Raw genomic sequence first — 17,023 nt, 5'->3', positions numbered from 1 at the left:
CATTCCGTTTCAGACCTACGCCAAGATGCCCGACCTCTACAACCCGATCACACAGAATAGCTTCACACCACCCCCTCCCGGCATCTGGCAGAAGTTTCTCCTCAGCTGCGTCAGTAAACTTGATTCATCCAGCTACCTCTCCCGCAAATGCTCGCGCATGGCCTATGGCAAGGAACTCAAACACATGCGCAATATAGGCGCCAATCTGGAGCTCGTCCCGAGCGACGAGCCTGACGTCTGGGAAATCTATTGGAAGAAGGAGCATCTCGGCCGCACTGCTCCCTTACCGAAAGCTATAAAGGGTGAAGACCTCTGGATCCTAGCCACCGGGCCATCCATCAAAGATCTCGACCTCTCCAAACTGCAGGGCCACAAGGTACTCGGCCTCAATGGAGCTATCGCCACCTGCCAGGAAGTCGGCATTTCCCCCAGTCACTATGCTATTACAGACCGCGATTTCTTTGAGCACCGGATGCCCTTGGTAGTCGATGCAGTCAATTCTGGTGCTCACTGCCTGTTTTCCGTGAATGGCCTAGCCAGAATCTGCGAACAAGCTCCTCAGCTCCTTACTTCTGGAAAAATCTCACTCCTTCAAACCGTCAACCGCTACTACGGCCTCCCCCAACTCAGCGCAAACGATCTCGTAGAAGCTCTGCAGCACCACCCAAGCCTCAGCATATCCTCTGACGGTGACAGCAAGATCGGCTGGAGTCGTCATATCTCTCATGGCGTCTTTACCGCTAACACCATCGCCTACATCGGATGCCAGATTGCAGAGTCCCTTGGCGCGGAAAATGCTTATCTCCTCGGCATGGACCTAGGTTCTCCCACAAACACCCCTGCCCGAAGTTACGAGGACGGCCAAAAAGCCCGCCCTACGACCTTAGACAAGGACTACGAGAGCACCATCTTACCATCCTTTGAGCTCCTCAGAGACACTGAGACGCACTGCCGCTTTTGGAACTTGTCCCCCGTGAGCCGGCTGCCCGAATCGGTAATGCCGCGGAAAAGTTTTCCAGACTCGCTAAAGTGCCGATAAAGCCGCTCAAAGGAATATGCAATGAAGCCTTTTCAGAAGTGACAAATTTGTCATGCTCTCACCACTCAGTCCGCTTACGCAACCTTATCGAGATAGATACATGTCTTTCCTAAAAAAACTATTCGGCAAGTGTAGCTGCGAGAATAATGCCTCCGAGTATTATCCGCAGTTCTCCGATACTACCCCAATCAAAACAATCCTGGATAAGTATGTAGGCGAAAACTACTCACTACTCATTGCTGGCCCCATCCAGACAGCTCTGACGAGAGAATCAACCGGGATTGAATGCAGGCACTTGCAGACAGCCACTCCCAAGCTGGGTCAGATTATCAAGGCCAAAGCCAACTCCAGCGGGACTCCTCAAGTCCTCGTAATCAGTGCCTGGTTTGAGAACAAAGAGAATATTCACCGTATCGCGCGCAAACTAGCACCTTACTACTCTAACTTGGTCGTCGTTTATGCCGACAAGGGGAGGTTTCCAGAGGCCGGCAAACTTGGGGAATCGCTACTGACGCGCAATAAATTCATCTCAAAGTTCATCAAAAGCTATACCCTCACCGAGGAACTATTCTGCAACTCATTGGGTATCTATTTTTTCCAAAGAACCAACTAATCAAGGTCGCTCAGTATGAAAATTTATAATGTGTTCCGAAGAGATGAGAGCAATGCAGGTGACTGGTACAGCCCCGCCTTCCGCTATTTCCCATTTCTTGGACAGGAAACCCTAGACATTGCCTGTGACCCGGCCCCCGAGGAACCAGCTATACTGATATTTGGTGGTGGAGGATTGATATCCCCCGGCGGTTCCTTCAAAGATATTCATCGCTTCTTCAATGACAGGCACCACTGCATTGGATGGGGAGTAGGTGAAAACTGGACCATCAATATGGATGATGGCTTCTACCCAAAACAGCCACTTCACTACCCTGAATGGCTCAGTAATTTCAAGCTTCTAGGATTGAGAGACTTTTGCAACCCTTACGAACACGTCCCTTGCGCATCATGCTTCCACGAAGCATTTGATCAAGACTATGAGGTTCAGCACGAAGTAGGCATCTATCAGCACAAACGTATGCACCTTCCAAAGAAAGGGTTTCCAGCCTTATCTAACAACGGTGCAGACATGAATGAAAAGATTGCCTTCATAGGCAGCTGTGAGACCATTGTTACAAACTCCTATCACGGTATTTATTGGGCCTTACTTCTGGGCAAAAAAGTGATCTCTGTCCCTTTTGCTTCGAAATTCTACGGTATTTCTCCAGACCTCACCCACTGTCCACCATGGGACATTGATATTGATGCCGCCCAAGCACCTGAAGACCCCAAAGCCTACCTAAGAGAATGCAGAGACCTCAATAAACAGTTTGGTAAAAAAGTTGAGTCCTACATCTCCCAACTGAACCAATAATTATCGCCATAGACTATTTCGTAGCTTTAACTACTCCAATTCATGAAAATCGTTTTCTACCATACAGATGACCCCCTGTACTCCAAATATGCTGGCATCTTAGAGCAATCACTCAAGCGGCTTGACATCGACTACCATAAAAAGGTCATCCCAAAGGAGTCCTGGTATAAAATCGTGAACGTGAAACCTACATTCCTATTGGAATGCCGCGAAAAATACGAGGGGGACATCCTCTACATTGACTCAGATGCTTATGTACACAAGGATTTCAGAGCGGACATGGCGAAGCTCGACTGTGATATCGCCTTCTGCAAGTACAAGGATTACATCACAGGCACCCATGGCAACCTATCCAGCACCATTCTGCTAAAAGATACAGAGAAGACACGTGAGCTTCTCAAACTTTGGAAAGAAAAATCTGATAGAGAACCTCACCGTTGGGATCAAGCCACACTAACAGAAGTTCTTGAAGAGATCGAAGACCTCAAGGTTCACCACCTCGGTTTCTGTTACAACTTCATTTTCGATAATAAAAACTGCATCCGTGCGTGCGATGACCCGATCATCGAACACTTCCAAGCAAGCCGCCTATCAGACAAGAAGCGTAAGTGGTATCACAAGCTGATCAATAAGAAGTCCAAGAGAGCACGTAGAACCATTGCAAGGACCAAGGAAGTACTAAAGGAGTTGGAAAACCAATAATTCTTTTCCCTCAAAAAAATGCGCCCCCCACTAATGGTAAAGGAAATCCTAGGATTCTTTGCTGAGCGCTACCATTGCATCATCCTCACCTCTTCATGACGCAAATCCATACCTCTACTCGATACCGTCCAGAGATCGACGGACTACGAGCACTCGCCGTTCTGCCTGTCGTCCTCTATCACGCGGCCCTTAGCTTTCCCGGTGGCTATGTTGGCGTAGACATATTTTTCGTCATCTCCGGCTTCCTGATCACCACCATTGTCCAAAAACAGCTCCACCAAGGAACTTTTTCCATTCGCAGTTTCTGGGAGCGCCGGATCCGTCGGATCTTTCCCGCCCTAACTGTACTTGTGTTATTTACTATCGCAGGCTCCTACTACTTCCTCTATCCAGAGGCCTTCAAAGACTTTGGCAAAGAAGTCGTAGCCCAAGCCATTCTCGTCTCCAATTTCTATTTTGCACAACAGGACGGCTACTTTGCAGCCCCCTCGGAGTTTTTCCCACTACTCCATACATGGTCTCTGGCAGTCGAAGAACAATTCTATTTCCTCTTCCCCTTCCTCCTCATCTTTCTCTATAAGCGCCATGGTGACAATACCCGCATTATTCTCACCTACCTTACGGTAATAGCGCTTTTATCCTTCTCCTGGAGTATTTATGGAGTAGCCCACTCACCTTCGAATACTTTTTTCCTCCTTCCAGCCAGAGCGTGGGAACTACTGTGTGGATCCATACTCGCCATATGGAAACCTCGCCACTCATGGCCAGCAATACTAAATGAAATTCTCAGCTGGTTCTCCATTGCCACCATTCTAGCTACTCTGTTCCTCTATACAGCAGAGACACCCTTTCCTGGCCTCGCCGCCTTGCCTCCATGCCTTGCAGCAGGTTTGATCATCTTCTGTAACCGTGAACAAGCCACCAGCTCAGCTAAACTATTGAGCGCAAAACCAGTCGTCTACCTTGGGAAAATATCCTACTCATTCTACCTCTGGCACTGGCCGATAATCGTTTTCGCAAACTACTCCTCCACTGGCGAACTCTCACTCACCACAAAAATATTCCTCGTGCTAGCAAGTTTCCTCCTTGCCTGCGCATCCTATCACTTCATTGAAACCCCCTACCGCATCCGAGAGATTCGCCGAAAAACGATCTTCCGAGGCTTCGCTACCGTAACATCTCTTTTTCTCATCTCAGGGGTCATCATTTACATAGGAAGAGGCTGGCCAGATCGCTTCTCCCCCGATGTGCGTCAGTACGCTGTGGCGGGCGGGGAGCGAAGCAAACTTCTAAAAGATGACGGGCTACTTGATAAGCAGACTCTCAGCACCATTCCACTGGATGACTCCACTTCGGAAATACGCCCAATCCTACTCTGGGGAGACAGCCATGCGGCTTACACCGCTCCAGCCTTAGAAGCCATATGTAAGCAACTGCACTGCCGTATCTATGCATCCGCCAAAGCTACTGTCCCCCCCCTGCTACACGGCTTCAGCATATCCAAACCCATTGCTGTCGATCGGAATAATGCTACTCTAGAGTTCATTAAAAAGCACAATATCAAAAAGGTCATCCTTATTGGCCGCTGGGACTTCTATACAAATACAGAAGGTGAGGCCCACAAACCACAGAGCTTTTACGATAATCGCAACAAAACGCTCGACACCAATCAAGCCTTTGAATCCTGCCTGAAAGATACGCTCGACAAACTAACTGCTCTTGGAGTTGAGATTTATATCCTTAAGCAGATTCCGTATCAACACCAGGATCCTCCGCGAATCCTCGCCAACAGCCTTCGTTTTGGCATTGGCCCAGATAGTTTAGGAACTCCACTAACAGACCATTTGGCATTACAGCAGTTTCCTAACACCATGTTCGAAAAATACATCCATCCTAACATCACCATTATCGACCCTACACCCTTCTTTACCCGCAATAGCAAAACCTGCTACATGGCTGAGAATGGACATTCCCTCTATAGGGACAAAGACCACATCTCACAATATGGAGCACGCAAGCTAGCACCTCTTTTTGAAACGATTTTTTCTACTGAAGAGCAGTCATCGCAACTCGAGTAGATTTCTCTCGCCCTCTCAAAAACGTTGACCCACTATCAGTTACTATGAACTCCCCCTCAATGATCAGCCAAAAAGCTTATCAGCACACTATCACCAATGGTGAGGCTATTGGCATGAAACACGGGCATCCAGCGATCGTCATCCACCCGGATTCGACAGTCTCCAAGGTATGGGCCAAAAAGCCTAAGCTATTTTCCTCCTCCCGCTTCAAGCCCTACGCTCACCGGTTTGTCCAGAATGCCAAGCTTTTGGCTGAGAGAGACGTGATCGTTCCAACCATTCTCGATTTCCAGCAAGTCGACGGAGAATCCATCCATGTAGTACGCTACAAAATGCTGGATGGTACCAGCATCCGCGACCTCTTGGCTACTCAGCCAGATCAAGTCAACTTGGAGAGGCTGGCTGAGTACTTCTACTCCCTCCATGAAAAAGGCATTCTCTTTAAAGCCATCCATTTTGGCAACGTGATTCAAATATCAGACAACCATTTTGGCCTGATTGATTTCACCAGCACCAAGTTCTTCTCAGGAAAAATCCCTCTCATTAGGAGGGCCGCCAACCTTTCCACACCATTGAGATATAAAGAGGACACCTCAAAACTCCAAACCTCAGGCGTTCAAGAATTCATAGATCTCTATTTGAACTGCTATAATGAGCGGGAAAAAGATAGACAACGTTTGAACAAGATATTGAACTCACTTTCACCTGTATAGGAACAGCTGACATTATGCACTTTAACCTGATCGCCCGCACCAATGGAGTAGGACTCGACCGAGACGTGATGCTCGTTCGTGATGTACTGCACAGTTTCGGCGCCAAGGTTACCCTCAGTCCTGCAAGGGGCATTCCCGCCTACCATCGCTGGATACCGGCTCCGACGAAATTTCACGTCAATATCTTCATGGAGCGGGTCTTTCCCCGCTGGCTATCTTCGGCCAAAAAGAACTTCCTCATCCCGAACCAGGAAAGGTACCCTCTCAGACAAGTGCGCTTGCTCAATGGCATCGACCAAGTCCTCTGTAAAACCCAGCACGCAAAAACCATTTTTGACCAACTGCATGCCAAGACATGCTTCATCGGCTTCACCTCCGAGGATAGAAACCTCACTAAAGTAGCCCCAAATTACCGGAGATTTTTCCATTTGGCTGGCCGCTCCACACTCAAGGGCACAGAAACCTTACTCAGCATCTGGGCCAAGCACCCAGAATGGCCACAATTGACCTTGGTACAGCACCGTCAGAATGCCCCGGAGCAAGTGCCTGACAACGTGAAGCTCATCACCAAATACCTTGAAGATAACGAGCTTCAGATGCTGCAAAACAAACACGGCATTCATCTCTGCCCCTCCCGCTCTGAGGGCTGGGGGCATTACATCGCCGAGGCCATGTCAGTCTCAGCCGTCACAGTGACGACCCATGCGCCACCGATGAATGAACTAGTCGACAACCGTAGAGGCGTTCTCGTACCATTCAATCACACCGAGCCTCGCCATCTGGGCACCAACTATTACGCCGACCCAAGAGAGCTGGAGGCGGCCATAGCCAATTTGATCAAATCTCCCGAGGAAAAGCTCACTCTTATTGGAGAAAAAGCCAGGTCCTGGTTTGATAAGAACGAGGAGAGCTTTAGGTCCAACCTAAAACAATGGGTCAAAACGCTCAGGGTTTAACTCCTGATGACTAAACGATACCTTAAGGTGGTGCGGAAACCCTATGGGCTCTCAGCCTGTGAATACAGGTAGCTTTCTCATCCCCATTTGTATGGTACATGGACCAGCTATTTTGCCATAGCACGAGCCTTTTCTATCAAGACCTCAGCGGCGATATCAAAAGCTCCGAATTGCTCCTCAAATGCTTGTCCTATTTTCTCCTGTAGCTGTATGCCTAGCTCAGAGGAAAAATGCCAAGTTTGACCGTAAGGATTCACTTCCACGCAAAACAGTTTACCTGTCCTTACATCCCTGATCACATCGATCCCCAGAACAGGTATATCTGCGAACACCTCTGTCACTCTACTAGCAAAGGCCATCACCTCCTCATCCTTCGCCAAAGTTGTCTCCCCCTCTCTCGCGGTAGCAACGATGTTGTGGCCCGCAAAGTCTTTCGTAGATTCGACCTGCTCTAACTTATTACCACAGGCTACATTGACACTCTTCATGCAGAACAGGGGCCTCCCAAAAAAGGTAAGTACCCTATATGACGTTGGCTCCGAGCCTGTATAGGCAAATTGCTGTATTACCAGACGCTCTCCATCCTGCATTTCTTCCTTCCACTTCACTTTACGCGTCTTCACCACTTTCACCCCACGCCCTCTCTTGCCCCCCTCAGGCTTGATGACTAAAAAATCACCCCACTCAGCAGGGTCTAATACCGTTGTCTTCGTGAGTGGTGACCACTTCAAGGTCTCTACTCCTGCTTTATCCAACTCCTCATATTGCTGCTCTTTGGTTAGACAAGCCCCATGAAAAAACGCTCCCCTAACAGGCTTTAATTTCGGAAAGCACCTTGTTGCCGCATAGAAACTAGGACGTAGTGCCCACCACCACTTCTTAGCCCAGAAAGATTTCGAGGTCATCACATAGGGCACCACATCGGTACATTTACCCCTAACACGCTGTGCTATCTCAAGGAAATCCCCAACCTTGTGGTGCTTCAAATCTGGGACCAAGATGACATTAACCTTCTTCATCTCTACAGCTTACCCTGAGGTGTTTGAGAGAAATGCGTATGCTGAGCGGACCAAATTCCTTCTCTACAGACTAGCACAATCGTAGCGCAGCCCGAGCGCTCAAACTCACCATTAACACCCAAACCTATGGAACTCCATGTCACCGTAGCGACACACTGTTTTGGAGCTTGCTCGTCAGAAAACAGGAGAGATCCTTCCTCTATGTCGAAATGAAATCCTTTCGTGCTTCTCCACACCTTCTCCCACTGCTCTTCGCGAAGCATCTGTAGACCTTTCATGGCTTTGGTCCAGGTACCAAACCCTGTGGAATCATCTAAAAACATAGCCTCCCCTGCTTCAAAATCTCGATTTCTCACACAGGACGCAAAGCTCTCTAGCCACTCCTTCACACCTCGGATTGCTGATTCTATAACCATATGAAGGTCAGTTCAGCGGCTACTCTTATTCATGTCACTACAAAAAGTATTCACTCTTGCAATAAGCTCATAACTAATTTAGCAAATCCTGTCCCTGTCGATACCTCCCATATTTTATGATCATCAGTAACCGCCAAGTGACGCTAGAGAATGACCTAGCCACGATTTCCTTTAATATCGAGTCTGAGAGCTTACCGAATAAGCTCTGGTTCAATGTCCCTGCGGAATACATGGATCTCGTTGCTGACTCATACGACGCAGCTCTACTTGCAGTATTACTTCCGGCAATGAAACGGGGCGAGGACATCCATATCGAAGGAGCCATATCTGGAAAGCTTTGGCATAACCTCATGCTCTCCTACCAGCTTATCGTCTATCAAATGCTCCCGGCACTCAAGAAGGTAAACATTACCGCATCTACTCTGAGCGACAAAAATTACGGCGGAAGTGGCGTATTGGCAGGATTTTCTGGAGGCATCGACTCTTATAGCGTTCTCCACGACTATCACTTTGAGGACATCCCTAGTCACCTTAAGTTAACCCATCTCACCTTTAACAATGTAGGCTCTCATGGCAAAACGAAAGAGGCCGAGAAATTGTTTCACATCCGCTACGAGCGAGTCAACGCAATCGCAAAACAGCTGGATCTTCCTATTATTAAGGTGAATTCAAACTTTTTTGAGTTTTACGGTTCCGGCTTGAGGTTCAACTCTACCGACACGATCCGAAATGCTGCAGTAGCTTTACTCCTTCAGAATGGCATTGGCTCCTTTATGTGCGCCTCTTCCTACCCTTACGATACTCTCTTTGTTGGTAAATCGAAGTTCATGGCGTGTTGCGACGCCATATCCCTACCGCTTCTCTCAACAGAGAGCCTTGAAGCATTTGCTGTTGGCAACGAATACACTCGAGTTGAAAAGACACTTCAACTCCCCTCCCTTCCCATCACCCACAGCACACTCGATGTTTGTACAGAAATCAAACATCTCGGTCCCCCGATTAACTGCGGCGCATGTCGCAAATGCAATATCACTCTGATCACCCTTGAAATAGCAGGAAAGCTTGATGATTACTCCAGCTGTTTCGACCTGAAGGCCTATAAGAAGGTTAGAAAGAAGTATATCCGTCAGTTCCTGTTCGAACGCAGGACTACATCTATCGAACTTGTCAACTTCGGCATTCAGGAGAAGTTTAATTTCCCCCCTATCTCCTTTGCCCTATCGCGTGTGAAGCACTTCATCATGGATCTCTTTAAGGATAGGAGGCTAATTCCACGAAGAGGTGATGAGGGCCTCCATATTCGACCACAGCGAGACGGTCAGAAAGAGTCTAGCTCAGATACTGAAAAAGAACCTGTGATGGCGTGAGTTGAATTTCAGCTCTAAGAGCTAGCTGCTAGCAATAAATGTTAGAGTCTAAAAGTGACCCGGCACGAGATCTCCCTGAATCGGGCAGACTGTAGAGAGGTTTCGAATTCTGACTCCACTGTGAGCCAGAGCTTCGCCCATCACTTTGAATGATGGCAATATGATCCGGTCACGATGGCTGTCTAAACCTGAAGGTCTTTTGTTCTCGCCTTCAGCATAGTTGCGCTCTGCACCGCCGAGATCCATACCGACGATTTTAATATCTGTGGCGCCCAATCTCACTAGTATCTGCAGAGCGGCAAATACAACCGTACATCCCGAGAAAATACCCCATTCAGGTCGATGACTCCAGCCGATCTTTAACTTCTCTGTATCTCCATCTGGCAATACAAAAGGCTCCCCCGACTCTTGATTGACTCGGCCAAATTCAGCTTGAGTCATCGAGGCTGAGCCATACCATTGATTCACTCGTTCAATGACACAAAGGGGTCTACTCACTACAGCTTCAGGGCAATCGTGGATAAGGGCCTCCAAACCACGAAGCGTAAGAGCTAATGGCACATCGGGATTCTTACGAAAGTGCTCAGCCCCTGTGCGGTTAAAATTAGGATCACTTGTCACCCAGTAATCGGGAATCAATCCGATCGTGCGCAAGAACTCTATTGACCCATTAACTGCCACGATAGATCTGTCTTCCAGATTATTCCATTCATAATCTTTTGCACTGGGCCCCGAGGCGACTAACAAAACTTTTCTCTTCAACCTAAATCCCCAGTCGGAAAGAGTCTGAGTTTTCACGAGTTCCATACCACCTCCACCTATTAACCAACTCCCGTCTTCCTGTCGTTCGTAGTACCGCTGATGATCAAATCCACGCATGTGCCTGTAGGGATATGCCCACACCTTTCTCTGCACAAAACTACGTGCAAAGCCACGACCAAAAACTGCAGCTAGTTTCTTACGACGAGAAATCTCAGGCCCAATACTTGTGCTAAAAAATGGATTACTCATGTCTGCTATGCCGACGATACGACTTCAAGCTCCACTGATACGCCTGAACACTTTCCGGAAAGAGAAGAGAAATGCTACACTTCTGACAAACTTTAGTGATCGCCTTCAAGCGTATGAAGGCAGAAATTAGGTACTTTTACCGATACGATACCGAATATTAAACACAATGAGCCTACTTTTAGGACACTACTTCAAGAAACTAGAGAAGAACGCCTGCGCATTCTACCATGACGGGCGGCTGCCCTTTGCGCCAAACTTCATAATAGCCGACCACCAACGCTTATTCTCTGGATTCAATGACTTCCACAAGCCTGAGCAATACTCACGCTACATCTTCTTCGCAGCATTCATCCAAATGCTTGGAAGACATCATAAAAAGTTTGATGACATTCAGCAGGACATAGAAATCACTTGGGCAGGAAAAAGCAAAAGCCTAGCACCTGTGAGAATCATTGGAGAACATGGCTGGCTACCGAGATCAGGCTATCAAATCTGCACACAAGGATCTAACTCACGCCGCAAAAAGCTCTTCACCCTCGACGAACCCAAGCTGCCTCAGTTTATTACCATCGACGACGTGAAAGAAGCACGAGATTTATCCTCTGAGCTATACGATCACTGCACGCCTGAGATTTTCAGAAGCCTGGGGCTGCCGGATCACTTCTACTTGGTCGCGCTACAAACTGGAGATGACTTCAATCTCAAATACTCTGATACAGATTTTACTCAGTTTTACAATCAGGAGAACAGCTCACAAAAAGTAGCGCAGGCCATTGCTGACTATTTGGATACAAACCGTGCATCGCCTGATGACACCTTCATATTCTGCCCTCACCCCAGAGCCAGAGATATTTCCCTTAAACTCCAGAGGAAAGATTGCATCAGTCATTCTATTGATCCACGTCTGAGCTTCCGAGACCTTGCTAGAACCCCTAATTGTATGGGAGTCATTTCCATTAACTCCAATGCAATTCACGAATCCATGCTCCTTGAGAAGAATGTATTCACTCTGGGATCACTTCTCTACACGAGAGAAAATTCTCCCTTTGGAACTTCACTCAAGGAATTTTTTGAACGCTGCAAGCGGAAGGAACTACCCTCCCGATACTATGATTATCTCAATTTTGTCATTCAAGAGCAGTGTTCCGTTAGTGAGCTCTTCGACTGGAGGATGTGGCGTCGGCTACTTGATGAGGCGATTGCATCCAACACACAGCCTTGAGTTAGACTAATTAGTTTCTTCAAAAATAGGAGACCCTATCACCTCACGGGGAAGCCACCCTTGATTCACCCAACTCTCAAGATCGAATCCTTGAATCTTGTGACAGAATGTTTCCACCTCACAACCTAACAACTGTGCATAATACCCTAAAGAACTCAGTCCAAATAGCACAAGATCCTCTCTCATCAATGCATCTTCAATACAATAGCACGAATCCAGTAATGCCAATTTACGGAGCTTTAGAGCCTTTTGTAATTCCCCGAACCTTTCCACCCTCCGAGCATCCGCGAAGTGAAATTTGACCATTACTTCTTCTCGATCACTACGGTTCAATACCTGGACAAGGGCATCCCGATAATTTTCCCACGAGATACCTTGATTACAATAGGATGAATCTAAAACCACATAGACGCGCCTTTTGGCGTCATCTCCCCGATTACCCAACGTCGCAAGCCCCTCAGAAACATCTCGTCTTCCCCCCACATTCTTGAATGCAGAATCTGACACTGTAAAACATCCGCGGTACAGCTGGTCATCCATATCAAACATCGGACGTCGACTATCAAAGCGTGACCCAGTCACCATACTACGAAGACGATATTTTAGAGCTTTCTCCCATGTCAGTTTCCGCTGGTTATAGTGTCGCCAGTTCATCGAGGTAAAGCCCTCCTCTAACAAGTAATACCCCCTACACAAAGGGTGCGAGATGATCTCCTGGTAGATGATTTGATTCGCATGGGGTAATGCCACCTCATAGCCATCAGGCGCATACCTGCAAAGCATCTCTGTGAGATCCTCTTTCGCCTTACGATAAGCACGCCTATCGACACGCTTGTAGGCCGCCTCCATGGCATCTGTTAAATCATCGAGGCTGTACGGGCTTTCCTTCGAAAAAACAGACCTCCTCCCTAACAAGGTCCAGTCCTCTCTAGAAACCTTCTGAACCTGCATAGCCGCCTTAAAAACTCTCGTCACCAGGGGTGAATGAGAGACTCCGATAGTATGCCATTGTTGCCCATTCATTGGCGCCATCCGATGCGTTGTAAAATAAGGTTCACGGCCTCTGAATAATCGGGCTCATGGCCATTCAGACTTTCAAGCTCAGCCGGCTGAGTTCCTCCATCAAATACTTGGGCGTAACCATTCTCAACGAGTCCTCTAATGTAGCGAACATGAGTATTTTCATTCAGCTTCATCGCTGATTGAGAGCTATACAAGTAACATGGTTTGCCAGAGCATACAGCCTCGGTTGCCATCGTCAGGCTGTCCATGGTCACATAGACCTCACACGCCAAGGAGAGATATTCCTTGGTAATTTTTTCAGGCATCTCGCTATACCAGACTGCTTTGGCGATCGCTGCCGGGTTCAGCCTATTTCTGAGCCTGCGCTCAAGCTCGCCACCAGTCCGGTAGGAAGTAGAAATCAGCCAGCGCACCCCATCCAGGCTCCAGCTGCGGTTCACAAACTCAGCCAGATCATCCCAGTCCCTATCTTCAAAGACAATCTTGGCCGAGCTATTGCCGATGAAGAGAGCTTTGAGCTTTTCATCCGTGCCATACTTCGCCTGCAGCGACTCTTGATTTGCGGTCAACTCGTTTGGGTCGATCTCGGTAAAAAGCACCGGGATGAAGACATAGTCTGAACGCTCCTCACCTTCATCTGGTCGCACGATCAGGTCCATCTGCCCCTCGGGAATATTCAGAGTGCCTTGTACGAATACCGTTGGGCAATTCCCCAGCCTCCCCAAATAGCGCAGAGCATTCAGGGCGTGCGGCCCACTTGCCACCAAAACATCACAGGACTGCAGATCGATCCCTTTGAGTGGATGAATCCAGCCCACCCCACATTTCCAGAGAGGGCTATCCAGTAAGCGCTTTCCTAGTGAACGTGCGAATTTCCGAGGCAACCGACATGGAATTCTATATTCCAGGACCTCAACAGGCAGTCTTTTGGACAACTCCTTCGCCAATCCACGAGATTGCACGACATGACCCGTGCTTCCCTCATCGAGAATCACGACTTTACGAGCCAATTCCCGGCTATCACTGACTGCGGTCATCTTATGCATCTAGCTGATACCAATTACTTAGCAAAATGAACCTCAAACGTGACCAAATACAGTTCCGTCCACGATCTCCACTTTGAGGCATTTTCTTCACATATCTCAAACGAGCCACTTGAAAGTTTCTGTCGCCTTTGCCTTCCTTTTCACGAAGAATAAGCTCAAGATCCACGCATCACCCTATGGCAGACATCGAACTCATCCTTGGTAATTCCAACAAGCGCTTTTCGGGCGTGACTTCGACGATGCTGCAAGTGCTCTCAGTCCAGAAGGACCTAATCCCAACAGCGGTGATGGGTCCACACCACCTGGCAAAAGACACCCCTGTCCTAAACTTTTGGCAAACAGCCAAGCTGTGCCGCAAGCCTCTCCCGGACGGACGCTCGCGTGTCTTTCATGCGCGCCGCAATGACGAGATGATTCAGGCCCTGCTGCTCAAGAAGCTCTTTGGGGCCAAACTCAAGATCGCCTTCACCTCGACGGCCCAGCGCCATCACTCAGGTCTCACCAAGTACCTCATCTCGCAGGTGGATGGCATTATCTCCACCTGCTCCGCAGCCGCCTCCTATCTAGAACGCAAGCCAGACATCATCGTCCCTCACGGCATTGATGAGTCTATCTATTCACCTGCCGCAGAAAAGGCCAAGGCATGGCAAGAGCTTGGCTATCCAGGCAAGTATGGCATCGGCATCTTTGGCAGGGTTCGTCACCAGAAAGGGATCGATGTCCTCGTGGATGCCGTCCTGCCTCTGCTAGAGAAACACCCTGACTTTACCGTCATCATCGGCGGAGAGATCACCCCTTCCAACAAAGCTTTTGTCGACGAACAGAAGGCCAAAGCCGAGAATGCTGGGGTAGGAGAGCGACTCATGTTCATCGGCAAGCAGCCATTCGAGCGCCTGCCTATCCTGTTTCGCTCCATGTCGATCGTCGCAGCCTTGTCACGCAATGAGGGTTTCGGCCTCACCGTATTGGAAGCCATGGCCTCAGGCACCGCTGTCATCGCCTCCGAAGCGGGAGCATGGAAAGACATCATTACTGATGATTCCCTGGGCTACTGCGTCCCTTGTGGAGATGTACATGCGACCCGAGAGAAACTGGACCTCATGATGGCAGATCCAGAGCGACTGCTTCAACTTGGCGTGAATGGCCGCAAGCATGTGGAGCAGCACTACACGATCCAGCGTGAAGCTACTCAGCTCACAGACTACCTGCGATCATTGGCATAAGCCTTAGCTCAGCTGTTTCTCGTAAAGGTCGCGATAGAGATCGCAACTCTGGAACAACTCTGCATGAGTTCCGTCTGCAATGATTTCGCCACCCTCGGCTCCTTTGTGGAAGACAAGAATACGGCTGGCATGCCTGATGGAACTAAAGCGGTGTGCGATCATGAAAGTCGTTCTGCCCTTCGAAAGTTCCACTAGGGACTTCTGAATCTGAGCCTCACTCTCGGTATCCAAAGCACTAGTCGCTTCATCCAGGATGAGGATAAGCGCGTCTTTCAAGAAGGCACGCGCGATCGCCACACGCTGTCTTTGACCACCAGACAAGCCTTCACCGCGCTCACCAAGAAGGGTGTCGTATCCATCCGGCATGGACATAATGAATTCATGCGCCTGAGCGAGCTTAGCTGCCTTCTCGATCTCATCGCGGTTAGCACCAGGTTTCCCCACGGCGATGTTGTCCGCAATGCTGCCTCGGAACAGAAGTGGATGCTGAGAGACCAGAGCGATGTTGCTACGTAGGTCGTGCTTCAGCACCTCGCGTACATCCAAACCTTCCACGGTTAAGGATCCCTCGTTCACATCATAGAAGCGCGCGATCAGGCTAATGAAAGTGGATTTACCCGCTCCACTTGGCCCGACCAAGGCAACCGCCTCACCTGGCTCCACCTTGACACTGATATGGTTGAGTACCGGCTCATCCCCATATCCAAAACGTACATCCTTGAACTCCACCAGACCTCGCACATCTCCAAAGTGCTTCGGACTGGCGGGATCGATCAATTCCTCAGAACTCTCGGTAATTTCCTCAATTCTCTCTAACGAGGCTTCAGCTTGCTTTAGCTGACCGTGGATAACACCAAGTTTCTTGATCGGATCATAGCAAAGGTACAGAGCCATCACCATAGGCAAGAAGACCTTTAGGGTCATTCCCTCCTGAGCTCCGAGATAGATCGCAAAACTGATTGCCACAGCAGAGACGATCTCCACCATCGGCCCCATGAGGCGGTTGTACTTCACCGTCTTCAACTGGAGCTTGATAAGCTTGTCAGTGTTTTGCTCGAACTGCTCAGATTGACTGGCTTGTAGATTATAGGCACGAATTTCTTGCTGACTGGACAAATTTTCACTGAGCACCGCAGACAAGCCGCCTGATTGCTTCTGCGTCTTGCGAGATCTCTTGACGATCTGACTACCGATCGCACGCAGAGGAAGCACTAATAAAGGCAGAGAACTCAAGGCCAGCAGCATGAACATCGCTCCCTGGTTGCTGAGAGCTGCCATAACAAGATACCAGACCGCACCAATCAGCGTAGCTGGCTGAATCACGAGATCAGCCATCACACGAACCACAGCCTTCTGCATGGCTGCGGTATCCGCCATGACCCTGCTTAGCAGATCCCCTTCGCGATGCTTCTTATGGAAAGCCAGAGACAAATACTGCAAGCGATTGAATGCTCTCAACCTGAGTTGCTCAACCACTCTCAACCCAACATCCGTCAAAAAGTAGGTATTCAGGAACATCATGACCCCTCTCACTAAGAAGACGAGTGGAAGCATCAAACAGGCTGCTACCAGAATCATTTGCTGAGTCAGCTCACCGCCGGTCACATACATCACCGCTTCTTTGAGCCACTCCGGAGGAGGCTGGGTCGCCCCACTCTCATCAACAAAGATCAACGGAAAAACCGCCTCAGACATAAACGGAAGTCCAAACGAGCTGACCACACCGGCGACTACACCAGCCAGCACGGCTCCGATGAACTTCCACTTCATCGGCATCAGCAACTTCCTATATTTACCAAA

At 48.8% G+C, this 17,023-nt stretch carries 16 protein-coding genes; 10 read left to right on the top strand and 6 right to left on the bottom strand.

The features are described 5' to 3' along the window. Positions 1–25 precede the first annotated feature (25 nt). From BUB27_RS04810 to BUB27_RS04780, 7 genes are all read left to right on the top strand, one after another. Positions 26–1,039 carry a hypothetical protein gene (locus BUB27_RS04810; protein ID WP_143158400.1) on the top strand — a complete coding sequence of 338 codons (1,014 nt, stop codon included), beginning with the start codon at positions 26–28 and terminating at the stop codon, positions 1,037–1,039. Positions 1,040–1,139: 100 nt separating this feature from the next. Continuing rightward, positions 1,140–1,652, top strand: coding sequence for a hypothetical protein (locus BUB27_RS04805; RefSeq protein ID WP_143158399.1), 513 nt, complete (start codon positions 1,140–1,142; stop codon positions 1,650–1,652). A gap of 15 nt (positions 1,653–1,667) precedes the next feature. Then, the gene (locus BUB27_RS04800) at positions 1,668–2,447 is read left to right on the top strand and encodes a glycosyltransferase family protein (RefSeq protein ID WP_143158398.1); all 780 of its coding nucleotides are present in this window, start codon (positions 1,668–1,670) and stop codon (positions 2,445–2,447) included. Positions 2,448–2,489: 42 nt separating this feature from the next. Further along, positions 2,490–3,149: a putative nucleotide-diphospho-sugar transferase gene (locus tag BUB27_RS04795; RefSeq protein WP_143158397.1), complete on the top strand. Its 660-nt coding sequence runs from the start codon at positions 2,490–2,492 to the stop codon at positions 3,147–3,149. A 95-nt stretch (positions 3,150–3,244) separates the two neighbouring features. Continuing rightward, complete coding sequence (locus BUB27_RS04790; RefSeq protein WP_143158396.1) at positions 3,245–5,227, top strand: acyltransferase family protein; 1,983 nt, start codon at positions 3,245–3,247, stop codon at positions 5,225–5,227. 44 nt (positions 5,228–5,271) lie between these two features. Beyond that, positions 5,272–5,940: a BUD32 family EKC/KEOPS complex subunit gene (locus tag BUB27_RS04785; RefSeq protein WP_143158395.1), complete on the top strand. Its 669-nt coding sequence runs from the start codon at positions 5,272–5,274 to the stop codon at positions 5,938–5,940. Between the two features lie 14 nt (positions 5,941–5,954). Beyond that, positions 5,955–6,896 carry a glycosyltransferase gene (locus tag BUB27_RS04780; protein WP_143158394.1) on the top strand — a complete coding sequence of 314 codons (942 nt, stop codon included), beginning with the start codon at positions 5,955–5,957 and terminating at the stop codon, positions 6,894–6,896. A 107-nt stretch (positions 6,897–7,003) separates the two neighbouring features. Here the strand turns inward: BUB27_RS04780 and BUB27_RS04775 are convergent, their stop codons facing one another. Next, the gene (locus tag BUB27_RS04775) at positions 7,004–7,882 is read right to left on the bottom strand and encodes an ATP-grasp domain-containing protein (RefSeq protein WP_159434809.1); all 879 of its coding nucleotides are present in this window, start codon (positions 7,880–7,882) and stop codon (positions 7,004–7,006) included. A gap of 35 nt (positions 7,883–7,917) precedes the next feature. Then, positions 7,918–8,331: a nuclear transport factor 2 family protein gene (locus BUB27_RS04770; RefSeq protein ID WP_143158392.1), complete on the bottom strand. Its 414-nt coding sequence runs from the start codon at positions 8,329–8,331 to the stop codon at positions 7,918–7,920. A gap of 116 nt (positions 8,332–8,447) precedes the next feature. Between BUB27_RS04770 and BUB27_RS04765 the strand changes: the two genes are divergently transcribed. Next, entirely contained in the window at positions 8,448–9,698 is a 1,251-nt protein-coding gene (locus BUB27_RS04765; RefSeq protein ID WP_143158391.1) for a hypothetical protein, read from the top strand. 48 nt (positions 9,699–9,746) lie between these two features. Here BUB27_RS04765 and BUB27_RS04760 read toward each other — a convergent pair whose 3' ends face one another. After that, entirely contained in the window at positions 9,747–10,709 is a 963-nt protein-coding gene (locus BUB27_RS04760) for a motility associated factor glycosyltransferase family protein (RefSeq protein ID WP_143158390.1), read from the bottom strand. A gap of 166 nt (positions 10,710–10,875) precedes the next feature. Between BUB27_RS04760 and BUB27_RS04755 the strand changes: the two genes are divergently transcribed. Further along, a complete protein-coding gene (locus tag BUB27_RS04755) occupies positions 10,876–11,931 on the top strand; it encodes a hypothetical protein (RefSeq protein ID WP_143158389.1) in 1,056 nt (351 codons plus the stop codon). 6 nt (positions 11,932–11,937) lie between these two features. Here BUB27_RS04755 and BUB27_RS04750 read toward each other — a convergent pair whose 3' ends face one another. Further along, positions 11,938–12,882, bottom strand: a complete 945-nt coding sequence (locus tag BUB27_RS04750) for a hypothetical protein (RefSeq protein WP_143158388.1) — start codon at positions 12,880–12,882, stop codon at positions 11,938–11,940. A gap of 68 nt (positions 12,883–12,950) precedes the next feature. Then, positions 12,951–14,000, bottom strand: a complete 1,050-nt coding sequence (locus BUB27_RS04745) for an ELM1/GtrOC1 family putative glycosyltransferase (RefSeq protein WP_143158387.1) — start codon at positions 13,998–14,000, stop codon at positions 12,951–12,953. A 176-nt stretch (positions 14,001–14,176) separates the two neighbouring features. Here BUB27_RS04745 and BUB27_RS04740 point away from each other — a divergent pair, with 176 nt between their 5' ends. After that, entirely contained in the window at positions 14,177–15,223 is a 1,047-nt protein-coding gene (locus BUB27_RS04740; protein ID WP_143158386.1) for a glycosyltransferase family 4 protein, read from the top strand. Between the two features lie 3 nt (positions 15,224–15,226). On the opposite strand, the gene BUB27_RS04735 is transcribed toward BUB27_RS04740, so the two are convergent. Then, a complete protein-coding gene (locus tag BUB27_RS04735) occupies positions 15,227–16,993 on the bottom strand; it encodes an ABC transporter ATP-binding protein (protein ID WP_159434808.1) in 1,767 nt (588 codons plus the stop codon). Between the last annotated feature and the right edge of the window lie 30 nt (positions 16,994–17,023).

Source organism: Rubritalea squalenifaciens DSM 18772, assembly GCF_900141815.1.
In the GTDB taxonomy this organism is placed as follows: domain Bacteria; phylum Verrucomicrobiota; class Verrucomicrobiia; order Verrucomicrobiales; family Akkermansiaceae; genus Rubritalea; species Rubritalea squalenifaciens.
Note: the sequence above shows the minus strand (reverse complement) of the source record. Positions and strands in the feature narration are given on the sequence as shown.